Source organism: Calothrix sp. NIES-2098 (genome assembly GCF_963875125.1).
Taxonomy (GTDB): domain Bacteria; phylum Cyanobacteriota; class Cyanobacteriia; order Cyanobacteriales; family Nostocaceae; genus Aulosira.
On record NZ_CAWNKJ010000001.1, the window covers coordinates 5,459,397 to 5,472,076 of the forward strand.

Here is a 12,680-nt window from a genome sequence, read left to right on the forward strand (position 1 = left end):
AAATTGGAGAGCGATATTTGATTGTAACGTCTTTCGGAGTTTGCCAGCAGAAAAACATACCTTTTCGCGATCGCTCCTCAGGCTTAACGCTATTAATTCAAAAACTTCTCCACGCATCTAACAAATATTTCCACACCCATTGGCAAGGCAGTTTCGTCAAAATCAAACCTGGGATGATGATGAGGATAAGCTAAGTCTTTTGCAGGGTTGGCTGAACCTAGAAAGAAATAACACCCAGGAACCTCTTGCAAGAAGAAGGACATATCCTCACCACCCATAGTTTGGCATTCTGGCACGATACCTACAGGAGTTTCTACTACTTCGACTGCTATCGATCGCACTAATTCTGCTATACCTGCATCATTAATGACTGGGGGATACAGTGACACATATTCCAAGTCATAACTTGCACCATGACTTTGGCACACTCCAGCAATTATTTGTTCGATACGCTGTTGAAAATAGCCTGCAAAAGCTGGGTTAAAATACCGAACTGTTCCTTTCATATTTGCTGTATCAGCAATTACATTGTGTGCTGTACCAGCGTGCAACGCGCCTACAGTTACTACTGCTGAATCAATCGGATTGACGTTGCGTGCCACAATGGTTTGTAAGGCGTTGACAATCTGGGCTGCAACTACAATCGAATCTACAGTTTGATGGGGTATTGCGCCGTGTCCACCTTTACCCAATATTGTGCAGTTAAATAATTCTACAGCCGCCATTAACGCCCCAGCCCGCACACCTACTGTTCCCAAGGGCAAATTATTCCACAGATGTAAACCGATAATGGCATCAACATCAGGGTTTTTCAGTACCCCAGCCTCAATCATCGGTTTTGCACCACCCGGCCCTTCTTCTGCTGGCTGAAAGATAATTTTGACAGTGCCAGCAAAATCTTCGCGATGCTGTTGCAAATAGTAAGCTGTACCTAGTGCGATCGCTGTATGTCCGTCATGTCCACAAGCGTGCATTACTCCATCATGCTGCGAGCAATAAGGCACTTGATTGAGTTCTTGAATTGGCAAAGCATCCATATCTGCCCGAATTGCCAAAACTTTTTCGCTAGTGAGTTTGTTACCTTTAACGATCGCAACAATTCCTGTTTGCGCAATCCCAGTTTGATGCTCAATACCCCATTCTTGTAACTTCTGTGAAATAAACTCGGCTGTGAGTTTTTCTTGAAAACCCAACTCTGGTTTTTGATGTAGCCGCCGCCGCCATTCTACTAGTTGCGCTTGTAACGACCGGATCGAGAGGCGGACGTGAGATAAGTCAACAGCAGCAGGATTTGGGAAGGTAGAAACCATTGTGAAGAAAAACCTAGGTAAACACAGCTAACTTGGGTTATTTTTTCAGTGTGACATTCTGCCACACTTCCTGCAAGCAGAGTCAGCACCTTTGGGGAATTCAAACTTTAATACGTGAGATTTCTGGAATTACTCCTAAATCTAAATCTGACGCAGCTTGGGCTAGTTTATCTAAATCAGTAAGGTTATCGAGATGAGGTAAGCAGCCTAAAACAGGGATATTGGTTAGCGATTGAATCAATTCTGGTGGCGTTAAGTCGGCTATTTCTGCATCAGAACGCGGTTGTACGCAGTTAAGAACAATTCCTTTAAGATTTACCCGTGTTTGCCTAGCTAGTGCGACATTAGCCACTGCTTGAGCGATCGCACCTAATCTCACTGGTACTACTAAAATTGTTGGTAAACGCCATTCTCCGGCTAAATCGGCTACTGTCAATTCTTCTGTAATTGGCGAACCTAAGCCGCCCAAAGATTCTACTAAGAGAAAATCGTGACGCGATCGCAATTTAGATAAAGCTTGCCACACTACAGCTAAATCGACTTGGCGGTTTTCCTTAGCGGCGGCAATGGGAGGTGCTAGCGGTGCTTGAAAATACAAAGGTGTAATTTCTTCAGCCGTTTGTTGTAACGAAAATAGCTTTTGATACCACTCGCGATCGCCTTCTCCTGATTGAATCGGTTTCATTATTCCCCAGTTACGCCCAGGAAAATATTTTTGCCAATATGCTGCTAATGCTGTTGTTAAAACAGTCTTGCCAGCCTCAGTATCAGTACCCGTAATTAGTAGTGTATTCAACAATTTGATTTAATAGAGTCAATTCTTAGCTTGTGTACTAATTATTCATAATACTTATATTTATATTTATTTACAACTAGATTTTCATAACTAGCAAGGCAAGTATGATAATACATTTTTAATATTTAAACTTCTTTAAAAATAGGAAATTTAGGTAGACAAAAATGTTGTGCCCCTATGAATACCTGATGTCTTCCTACGTATATTTCAAAATCCATCCACCTTTCTAATTCAAGACAAATATCCTTTTAAATAGCCAATAATCTTGAATAAATTGGTAAAAAAAACTGAGATAACTGCTGTGAAAAATATTTATTATGGTTAGATACTATTCATTAATTTTAAGTTCCTGGGGTAGTAATTGGATTTGGGAAGTTATTTGGTTCTCCAGTAGAAGTAGGAGTTGGTGTTGGGCTGAGTGTTGGAGTTGGCGTAGGAGTGAGAGTAAGAGTAGGTGTTGGGGTTGGCGTAGGAGTGAGTGTGGGAGTTGGTGTTAGCGTAGGAGTTGGTGTGAGTATAGGAGTTGGGGTTAGCGTAGGAGTTGGTCTCTCCTTGATTATTTTTTCCAAAGCAACATTGAGACTATAATCACTCTCAGCAATTCCTGGTTCCAGATTTAATTGAATAGTGTATCTACCAGTTACTGGCAATCTACCTTCATAGGATTGAACTTGGCTAGCTAAATTATCAATTGGTTGTTTCTGAGGATCTAAAACTGTGAGGACAATGCCAGTTCCTTGTTGAATAACTGTAGTTAACCTTTGCCCTTTTTGTCCAAAAAAACTATATTGAGCTACTTGATTTTCTTTCAAAGTACTTTCTACTGTAGCTGTATTTGATGCTCCCAAATTGAGGCGCTTACTCAAGACAACAGGTTCAGTGTTAGTCGGGGTAGGTGTGGGTGTTAATGTAGTACCACCAGAAATCACTGGTGAAGGAAAAGTTTGTCCTGGGGCTTGTTGTGGTGTATTCGATTGGCTGCGAATAGAACTCACCAATGCCCAAGAACCGACTCCTGCTAAGATAACTACTGCACTGCCAATAGCCCCAATTGCTAGAGGGTTATCTAAGACAGAGCTATTATTGTTGGGTGGAATTACAGGTGCAGGTCTATTAGGCGAACGCGAAGGTGATGGTAATGGGTTCGGCTGACGACCGCCAACAGCAACTGTCTGTATATTAGAGACATTAGGATTGGGGACATTCGATTGATTGATAGCTTGCAATGCTTGGATAACTTCAGCAGCACTTTGATAGCGATCGCTTGGTCGATAATTCAACATCCGATTAATAACTTGGGCAAATCGTGGATTAACTCTCGCCCATTGTTGCCAATTCCAAGTTAGTTGGCTGTCATTAAATAATTCTGATGGTTCTCTACCAGTTAACAAAACTATTGCTGTGACTGCTAATGAATACAAATCGCTATTAGGATAAGCTTGTCCTGTTTGCATTTGTTCGCTGGGAGAATAACCTAATTTCCCCACAGTAGTGACTGGTGCTGTGCTATTTGGGGCTTGGATTCTAGTTGCTAATTCTTTAACTACTCCAAAGTCAATTAATACTGGTTTCCCATCACTATCTCGTAAAATAATATTTTCTGGTGAAATATCTCTGTGAATAATTCCGCGACTGTGAATATGCTCTAATACAGGCAATAAGGAAAGCATTAGCTGTAATACTTCTGCTTCTGTCAACGTTTGATTAACAGCTTGGCGTTCCGATAGTATAGTCCGGTAAGTCTTACCTGCAACATAATCTTCTACCAAAAACAAGCGCTGGTCTTGTTCAAATCTTTCCCGAAATTTCGGCACTTGGGGATGTTCAATTTGATACAAAATCGCTGCTTCTCGGTGGAACAGTTCTTGTGTCTTCTCCCAAACAGAAGTTCCAATTGTCGTCGGAATTAATTCTTTGATGGCACAAAGTTCATCAAAACGTCTTTGATCCTCCGCTAGATAGGTTCTGCCAAATCCCCCTTGTCCGAGAATTTGAACAATACGGTAACGGTTTTGTAAGACAGTACCAACTGTAATGGGTGGTTGCATAATCGAATAATTAAGTGTTATGGCAACGGAGAAGAAAGTCTCTACTAAGATTAAGTCTAAGCAGTGACAACATTTACTTGCGGCGATATTCTACCCTACCTGATGGGTACTTATCGTAACCGCACTCTGCTTTATGCATTTTTTCTTGAGTTTATAAAACTCCTGTCGGTCTAGCGGAATTCTGTCTTAGTGGCTGCTATCAAATTTATATTTACACTCTTTTTTCAGTACGTAAGTGGGTAGCATCCTGAAAAGATAAGCCCAAGTTGCTGGCGCGTGACTAATTCGCAGTAGTTAAAGATACTATTGTATACTAGTAAAAATTACTACTGCGATCGCCATTCATCAACAGCTTATATCTATGAATGATTTTTTATACATATAAACCAGGGTTTATATGTATAACTACTAACACTAGTTTAGGAACTAGTCTATACCAGGAAAAAATTACAACACGGTTGGGCAACAAGAGTTATTCTTAGATTGAATTGTGTTATTTATTACAATAGCTAACATCTCCTACTTTATAAATTTGCAGATTAGATGGTTAGATATTTGGTTACTTCTTACGTATTAATTTATCAGCGTTCAACTATATAATATCTCGGACTAACTTTGCCAAAACTTTAAAAAGTTGATTCTTAGCTACCAATGTAGCTGGGTAAAAGCATCAATCTCCTAAATCAACTTGGGAAAACTGGTGTTTTTCTTCGACATAGCAAAAAATCCGAACAATAGGCCTAGTTAATATGCTTGTTGTTCAGTTAAGCTATCAATGGTTTGTTTAGCAAACCTACTCAAAAATTAGCAAATCATAATTTTCTGGAGAAATGTTTTAACTTTTACAGATATTTTTTTACACTATTCCGGTTAAATTTGCTAAATTGCTGATGTTAAGATTGCCATGAATGCACATCGAGGATCTGCTGTGCTCAGTTCTGCAACTTTGTCCAAATTGCAGCCAGCTGCAACAGGACTGAATGAAAATCATCGCCTGCGGCTGTTTTCTGGCTCCGCCAATGTAAAACTGTCTCAAGAAGTCGCTCGTTACCTGGGCATGGACTTAGGCCCCATGATCCGTAAAAGGTTTGCGGACGGCGAACTCTATATTCAAATCCAAGAATCAATCCGGGGTTGTGATGTCTATTTAATCCAGCCTTGTTGTCAACCCGTCAACGATCATTTGATGGAATTGCTGATTATGATTGACGCCTGTCGTCGCGCTTCTGCACGTCAGGTAACGGCGGTAGTTCCTTACTATGGTTATGCTCGGGCCGATCGGAAAACAGCTGGACGAGAATCAATCACTGCTAAGTTGGTTGCTAACCTGATCGTTCAAGCAGGTGCCAACCGCGTTCTGGCAATGGATTTGCACTCAGCACAGATTCAGGGATATTTCGACATACCTTTTGACCATGTTTATGGTTCGCCAGTAATTCTAGATTATCTGGCAAGTAAACAACTCTCAGATCTGGTGGTTGTTTCTCCTGATGTCGGTGGTGTCGCCAGAGCTAGAGCCTTTGCCAAAAAACTCAACGATGCTCCCCTAGCGATTATCGATAAACGTCGCCAAGCTCATAACGTCGCTGAAGTTTTGAATGTAATTGGTGATGTCAAGGGCAAAACAGCTGTCTTAGTGGACGATATGATCGACACTGGGGGCACAATTGCCGAAGGCGCAAGGTTGCTGCGTGAAGAAGGAGCGCGTCAGGTGTATGCCTGTGCAACTCATGCAGTGTTCTCTCCGCCAGCAGTCGATCGGTTGTCTAGTGGCTTGTTTGAGGAAGTGATTGTCACTAACACAATTCCCATCCCAGAAAGCGATCGCTTTCCTCAACTGGTAGTGCTGACAGTGGCTAATCTACTCGGCGAAACTATCTGGCGGATTCACGAAGATAGTTCAGTAAGTAGTATGTTCCGCTAGCAGAAAAACGACTGTCACCGCTGTTACAGTTCTGCGTAAAGAAGTATGAAGTCTGAAGTATGAAGTCTGAAGTATGAAGTCTGAAACTTTCCCAGCTTCATCCTTCAACCTTCATTTTCAGGTGAATACTAATGCCTATACCTCTAACACTACCCATTCTAATTCTGGGGTGAGTTAAGAGGTCAAAATCCTCAAGATGACAGAATTTTACTTTAGCCTAGGACTAGATCGCCGTTACAATAGAAAGCCGTGCGGTGAGATTTGTTCTGCTTCTATGAGGCGACCCTGAAGGAAGTAAATATGTCATGGATGGAGTTAAGCCTCAATACCACAGATGAGGCGGTTGATTGGGTTTGTACGTTACTTGCCAAAAATAACTTTACTAATGACATTCGTATTAAGAAATACACAGAATCAGAGAGTGAAGAAATAAAACCAGACTGGACATTTACCATCAGCTTATACCTACCCTACGATATCCATGCAAATATGCGTGGGTCAGAAATCGCCAAATTATTCTCACCATTGCAACGCACAGGGCTGGCTAGCGATCTCCAGATGGCTGTAGTTGAAGAAAAACCAGTAGATGCAGAACTCGCAAGTTCCCTCATACACAGAATTGGGCAAAAGTTTGTTGTCCTTTCTGCCGATCTGCCATATGGTGCGCAAGCAGAGGAAATCACCTTAATACTGAAACCCAGCCTGGCTTTTGGTAGTGGGTTACATCCTGCAACCATACTCAGCCTGAAACTACTTGAGCGTCATATTACCCCAGGAATGAATGTGCTTGATTTGGGGTCTGGTTCTGGTATTTTGAGTGTAGCGATCGCAAAACTTGGGGCGAATGTTTTAGCTTTAGACAATGACACTATTGCTGTGCAAGCAACTCAAGATGCTGTATCGCGTAATGGCGTAGAGCAGCAAGTAACAGTCACAGAAGGTAGCCTGGGATGTGGTAGCGATTTTGGACATTGGCTAGGTGGCGACTCTATTAATAATGTGCCCACAGTTGAGGCGAAAAATCAATTTGACCTGATCGTTGCAAATATTCCCGCTAGAATACATATTGCCTTAGCTCCTGATTACCAAAAAGCGCTGTGTCAAACTCATACACATGGACTGGTAATTGCTGCTGGTTTTACTGTAGATGCTGAAGAAGATTTGGCTACAGCATTCACAGAAGCAGGATTTGAGTATTTCGATTGCGAACGCCAAGATGAGTGGATTGCACTTGCTTATCAGTTGAAATAACTTCTTAGTCAGGACTTCAGACCAGATTTTTAACTACTACAAACTTATCGAAATTCAGCTTATGTTGTTTCTGAATTTCTTTGATAAGCCTGTAATAAATATTCACCATTAAAATGGATGAGATGAGTAGCATCTTCAGCAACCCAAACATCAGTTTCCCAGGCAATTTCGTCCAAGTACTCTACCATAGCTTTACGACTTAAGAAAGTTGTCACCATTACTAGAGGAATTGTTATATCAGCAAAGATATTTTTAAGTTCTTGCTTGCGCTTAGGGTTAATTGATCCGTGAGAAGTTACCGCCTCAATTAAAACTAACCAGTTATTTTTTAAGTGATGGATAATCACATCGGGCATTTTCCCATGAGTATCAACATTCAGACCTAAATCTCTCAATGCACTTTCATTAAAATGAGCAAATTTTTCATCTGTATCGCCAACATAAATTAATTTTCCACCAGGTGTAAACCGAGGTGCAAATTCATTAATAATCTTCTCAATTAAAATATTTTGCCCACCTGGAGATAGCGTTTTCACCTCTCCTTCAATCACTATGGGGATACGTGCTAATTCTCGTTCTTGAGCATAACGTTTTTTTAGAGTTTCGACTGAAGCTAGGTAAGTATGAATGCTTTTTTGCCATTTAGGAGTTCCATAAGTACGTAGTAATTTCAGTACAGTTTCTTCAATTTGATAGACAGTTTTTGGACTGTTAATGGGACGTTCAGGAGCATCGGGATTTGTAATTATCAAAGCTGCATCTAAGAATTGATGAACTGTTTGGCGGCGAACAGTTTCGCGTGTGTTCGGTTTATATGATTTGCCATAGTGCTGTGCCATAAATTCCATCATCGGTGTAATCCCCATTAAAGGAGATGCAGCCTCAGACCAAGGATCGTTCGATTTTAAGCCAAGTAGAGCCAGCAAGGTTAAGGCTGAACGTTCATTAAGTTGTGCCCGTGGTAGTCCAAGTTCAATTAATATTTGTAGTGCTTCATCAATACGAGTTTTAACGCTCAAAGGGTCGTTTTCAGACTGATTTGTCATATTTAATAATTGTTGTACAAGTCCATCGAGTTCTGATTGTGATGGAAAATATTCTCCAATACTGCTCCCTAAAGTTATTAATTGCTCTATTGTTGGGTATTTTAAATTGCGTAAATCGCTTGCATTAACCTGAGTGTGTCCATTAAATAAACGAAAAAATGCGTCTACAAGGCTGGAGTTAAGATAAGCTGCAAGACCTCGTGCTAAAGTAATATCCAGTCCCGTTCCATCTTTGTGAATGTAGTTTAGGTGATTTTCAAAACCTACGCGATCGCAATTAACTCGGTTAGCATCATATACAACAGCAACGACTCGCTTTTTTTCCTCTTTTGTGGAAAATCGTTTAGTCAAAACATAATGTTCGTTCGGTACCAATAGAGAACAAGTCTTTTCTGTATAAACTAAAGCTTGGTGTTTTTTAGTGACCTTAGGATACTCAACATATCCTGCTGATAAATTTAATGGATAAATCAAGGGAACAGTATTTTTCTCTGGTAGTAAACGCAGATATTCTTTAGCACGGAAATCTACAACACGTCCTGTAGAAACAGTTAATCCCAAATCCTGTAATGTGCAGGTAAAATTCGCCATTTGTTGAATTACCTGTTGACTTAGGGTATCTGGAATAATATGGATAAATTGTTGCGTATCGTTGGGATGAACTATTTCCGCATAAGGTAAACAATTGGACGTCAAAAAATCATCATCAGCATTTACAGATGTGGTGATGAGTACATTGTCAAATTTTTGTTTTTGTCTTATGGCATGAATAATAATTGTTTCTTGTAAAACTTCATCTTCGCTAAAAGTTTTTTGTCTTGATTCAAAAAGATGTATCTGGTCTAAAGCCATCATTTCCAAAAACATCTTGCGGAAGTCTTGGAAATAGGGGCCATTACAGAAACTACGCGGTGAAATAGCTACAAACTCCCCTCCTGGCTGAAGAAGTTGGGCTGTAGCAGCCATAAAACCTGTATAAAGATTACTGGTTTCTAATCCCAGAGAACGTAATAAGCTTCGCACCTGAGATTGAGCATTAATTTTTAAATATGGGGGGTTGAGAATAGCGTGTGTAAATCTTAAATTATCAGGATTATCGAACAAACTAGGCTGAAGCAACCTGACAGCATCTTGAATAAAATCCCGATCGCGGATGTAATATTTCAAAGAAATCCCAGCTATTTGACATTCTTTGGTACATAGTTCTAATGTTTGCTGCAAATAGTTAATCAGAAAAGGATCGATTTCATAGGCAATAATATCTAAATTAGCTGGGCGTTGTTGTTGCTGACAAAGGTGAGCTACAAACGCTGCAATTAATGAGCCAACTCCTGCGCCAGCATCCAGTAAAGATATGCGAGTCAGATTTAGTTTGTTAAACATCCCAGCCATTAATTCTGTTACTGGTGCGGGAGTAAAAAATTGACCGAGTGTTCCTTTACGTTTTTGCTCTTGTTTTCTACTAGCGCTAATCCTCAAAAGTTCTACTTCACGAAGTAAGTTTCTATTAGCGTATGTTGCCAAGCTGTTAAATTTTGGCTTTTTACTAGTTGATTGAAACATCAGGTTGATTGTTACTGTATAGAAGCGATGCCTTTGGCAGTAAACTACGCTCTTTTCTCTAAAATATTAGGCGATCGCTCTACCCAAAAATAGCTTTTAGTCCGGATTTTTATGAGTACCTTGTTCGGGTAGTCCCTAAGTTGACAGGCTTCCAGCTTGAAAAATCTGTTCGGCGGTTAAATTCAATTCAGGAAAAGTTGGTGATTCGATGCGGTCTTGAGCGCGAAATTTCCTAACCTGATACTCATCTTCATCCAAGCAGCAAACTAAGATAGTAGGTTGTTTGGGTTTGCCTATAAACTCCCTACCACCTAAAGCAGCATAATCAACTATCCAATATTCAGGAATTCCCATTTCCTCATAATCGGCGTATTTTTTATGATAATCATCACGCCAATTGGTACTTACTACCTCAATTACTAAAGGAATAGATGCTGCAAAGCTGACTGTAGATTCTTTTTTCCAGCGAGGCTCATTTACTAAATTAGGTAGATTTAGTAACAGCACATCTGGCGAGTAAGCTGATTCGTTTTCCAGTGGTTTAACTAATACTGTTTTTGGTATGCCATAGGGTAGGTTTAGGCGACTATATTCTAAAGTAATTTTTGTGGCTAAAAATACAACTACCTGTTCATGATCCCCTAATGGCTGTGGCATTTCAACTACTACTCCATCATGTAGTTCGTAGCGTTTTCCTGTGTTATCTGGATATTTATCAACGAATTCATCAAATGTAACTATTTTACGTAAAGTTTGACTCATAAATTATTGCCTCGCTAGTTTAGCCCCTGCTAAGGTCGGTTTCGATAGAACCAGCGTAAATTCGGTCTACCACACTCTTTCAATATACAAGCGCAAAATTTTCTCGTTTTAGCACGATGACCCCAGATCTAAAACCTAAAATGCCATAACCTGAAAATCTCTTGACCTCCTGTAGAGATGCAATTAATCGTCTGTACCTACTCCTTACTCCCTTACCGCATCTGTAGAGTAAAACTGTTGGGCATAAAAACGGGCATAGCGTCCTTCCTGAGCCAGTAGGGCGGCGTGAGTACCAGTTTCAACCACCTGTCCTTGTTCTAGTACGAGAATGCAATCAGCCCGACGAACGCTGCTTAAGCGATGGGCGATGATAAACACGGTACGGTTTTGCATCACTCGCTCTAGTGCTTCTTGAACTAGGGCTTCTGACTCGGAATCTAAGGCAGATGTGGCTTCATCCAGGATAAGAATTCGCGGATCGTTGACGATCGCTCTGGCGATCGCTAATCTTTGGCGTTGTCCGCCGGAGAGGTTCACTCCCCTCTCGCCTACCCAGCTATGATAACCTTGGGAAAATTGGGTGATAAACGAGTGAGCGTTGGCAATCTTTGCTGCTGCTTCTATGGCTGCAAAGTCTAATTCTTCTTGACCGTAACCGATATTTTCGGCGATCGTTCCTGAAAATAGCGTAATGTCTTGGGGAACAATGCCAATTTGATGGCGCAAGCTGGTAAGCGTGACATCGCGGATATCAATATCATCAATGAGAATTTCGCCGACTTGGGGGTCATAAAAGCGAAGCAAAAGGTTAATTAACGTCGATTTACCCGCCCCAGAAGCACCAACCAAAGCAATCACACTACCTGGAGCAGCTTGCAGACTAAGATCCTTGAGGACTGGCTGACCTAGATTGTAGGCGAAATTAACATGACGATATTCTACTTTGCCAGCAACTCGTGGTAGTTCCTTAGCATTCGGGTTTTCGCTTAAACTTGGCTGCTTCGCCATCAATTCAAAGACGCGTTCTACAGAAGCCTCGGTCTGTTTGTATTCGTTGTAATTGCTAATCAACAAGTCGATTGGCTGAATCAGTATAGCCACAGCAGCTAAGAAACTGATAAAGCCTTGAGGTGTCAGCTGATTTTGAGAAATCTGCCATCCTCCCAAAAGAAACAGCAGCATAATGCTAACTGCTTCTAAAAAACCAATAACGGGAAATTGAATCGATTTGAGTTGTAGAGCGCGATACTTAGCTTGACGATTACGATCTGCTTCCTGGTTGAATCGCTTGACTTCATACCCTTGGGCTGCAAAAGCTTGAACAACACGAATCCCAGCAAATACTTCAGTTAATAGCGCCGACAAATTGGAAACCTGATTTTGACTCTGGCGAGATAACACGAGTAATCGCTGACCAAATGCTCCAATCAACCAAGCCATGATTGGAGCCAAAAGCAAACCTGCTAGGGTGAGTTGCCAATTCAGGTAAAGCATGTAAATGGGAATCGCAATTACCTGCAAGAGATTGGAAAGAAACTGATGGGATAACTTTTCTACAATCTCGCCTACACGGTCGATATCTTCAGTCAGCCGATAGGTAAGATCCCCCGTCTGTGTGGTTTCAAAGTAATCCAATCCGAGTTTGTGCAAGTGAGCGTAAACCCGCTTACGCAACTCAAAAACCATATTCAGAGCAGCAGCGATCGTGAAGACATTCTGCCCGTATTGACAAAGCCCTCGCAGCAAAAATACCACAGTAGCTAGTCCCAGCCAGTAGGCAATCTGGTTAACATTTCCCTGACCGACAAAAAAAGCGACCTGACCTGCTAGATAGGGCAGTGCTACAGTGAGCAACACAAATCCTAAGATACAGGCGAATCCCCGAACTAACAGCGGCCATTGGGGCCACAGATAAGGTAACAGTTGCCAGTAGCTAGAGCGAACTTTCATAGTTTAATTCTTGATTGTTATCCTTATCTT

The 12,680-nt window shown here is 41.1% G+C and carries 8 protein-coding genes; 2 read left to right on the forward strand and 6 right to left on the reverse strand.

The window, feature by feature from the left end; all coding sequences use genetic code 11:
- Positions 1 to 92 precede the first annotated feature (92 nt).
- From AACU33_RS22975 to AACU33_RS22985, 3 genes are all read right to left on the reverse strand, one after another.
- Complete coding sequence (locus tag AACU33_RS22975; protein WP_096590874.1) at positions 93 to 1,310, reverse strand: M20 family metallopeptidase; 1,218 nt, start codon at positions 1,308 to 1,310, stop codon at positions 93 to 95.
- 100 nt (positions 1,311 to 1,410) lie between these two features.
- Complete coding sequence (gene bioD / locus AACU33_RS22980) at positions 1,411 to 2,106, reverse strand: dethiobiotin synthase (protein WP_096590876.1); 696 nt, start codon at positions 2,104 to 2,106, stop codon at positions 1,411 to 1,413.
- Positions 2,107 to 2,447: 341 nt separating this feature from the next.
- A complete protein-coding gene (locus AACU33_RS22985) occupies positions 2,448 to 4,154 on the reverse strand; it encodes a serine/threonine-protein kinase (RefSeq protein WP_096590878.1) in 1,707 nt (568 codons plus the stop codon).
- Positions 4,155 to 5,058: 904 nt separating this feature from the next.
- Between AACU33_RS22985 and AACU33_RS22990 the strand changes: the two genes are divergently transcribed.
- Both AACU33_RS22990 and AACU33_RS22995 read left to right on the forward strand, forming a co-directional pair.
- Positions 5,059 to 6,078: a ribose-phosphate pyrophosphokinase gene (locus AACU33_RS22990; protein WP_096590880.1), complete on the forward strand. Its 1,020-nt coding sequence runs from the start codon at positions 5,059 to 5,061 to the stop codon at positions 6,076 to 6,078.
- 300 nt (positions 6,079 to 6,378) lie between these two features.
- Positions 6,379 to 7,329, forward strand: a complete 951-nt coding sequence (locus tag AACU33_RS22995; protein WP_096590882.1) for a 50S ribosomal protein L11 methyltransferase — start codon at positions 6,379 to 6,381, stop codon at positions 7,327 to 7,329.
- Positions 7,330 to 7,388: 59 nt separating this feature from the next.
- Here the strand turns inward: AACU33_RS22995 and AACU33_RS23000 are convergent, their stop codons facing one another.
- The 3 genes from AACU33_RS23000 to AACU33_RS23010 all read right to left on the reverse strand — a co-directional run bounded on the left by AACU33_RS23000 (position 7,389) and on the right by AACU33_RS23010 (position 12,650).
- Positions 7,389 to 9,938, reverse strand: a complete 2,550-nt coding sequence (locus AACU33_RS23000) for a BsuBI/PstI family type II restriction endonuclease (protein ID WP_096590884.1) — start codon at positions 9,936 to 9,938, stop codon at positions 7,389 to 7,391.
- 135 nt (positions 9,939 to 10,073) lie between these two features.
- Entirely contained in the window at positions 10,074 to 10,700 is a 627-nt protein-coding gene (locus tag AACU33_RS23005; RefSeq protein ID WP_096590886.1) for a Uma2 family endonuclease, read from the reverse strand.
- 204 nt (positions 10,701 to 10,904) lie between these two features.
- Positions 10,905 to 12,650 carry an ABC transporter ATP-binding protein gene (locus tag AACU33_RS23010; RefSeq protein ID WP_096590888.1) on the reverse strand — a complete coding sequence of 582 codons (1,746 nt, stop codon included), beginning with the start codon at positions 12,648 to 12,650 and terminating at the stop codon, positions 10,905 to 10,907.
- Positions 12,651 to 12,680 lie beyond the last annotated feature (30 nt).

Bases quoted from the DNA above. Each gene is read 5' to 3' on its own strand.
- AACU33_RS22975 (WP_096590874.1), bottom strand. From the start codon at position 1,310: ATGGTTTCTACCTTCCCAAATCCTGCTGCTGTTGACTTATCTCACGTC.
- AACU33_RS22985 (WP_096590878.1), bottom strand. From the start codon at position 4,154: ATGCAACCACCCATTACAGTTGGTACTGTCTTACAAAACCGTTACCGT.
- AACU33_RS22990 (WP_096590880.1), top strand. From the start codon at position 5,059: ATGAATGCACATCGAGGATCTGCTGTGCTCAGTTCTGCAACTTTGTCC.
- AACU33_RS22995 (WP_096590882.1), top strand. From the start codon at position 6,379: ATGTCATGGATGGAGTTAAGCCTCAATACCACAGATGAGGCGGTTGAT.
- AACU33_RS23000 (WP_096590884.1), bottom strand. From the start codon at position 9,938: ATGTTTCAATCAACTAGTAAAAAGCCAAAATTTAACAGCTTGGCAACA.
- AACU33_RS23005 (WP_096590886.1), bottom strand. From the start codon at position 10,700: ATGAGTCAAACTTTACGTAAAATAGTTACATTTGATGAATTCGTTGAT.
- AACU33_RS23010 (WP_096590888.1), bottom strand. From the start codon at position 12,650: ATGAAAGTTCGCTCTAGCTACTGGCAACTGTTACCTTATCTGTGGCCC.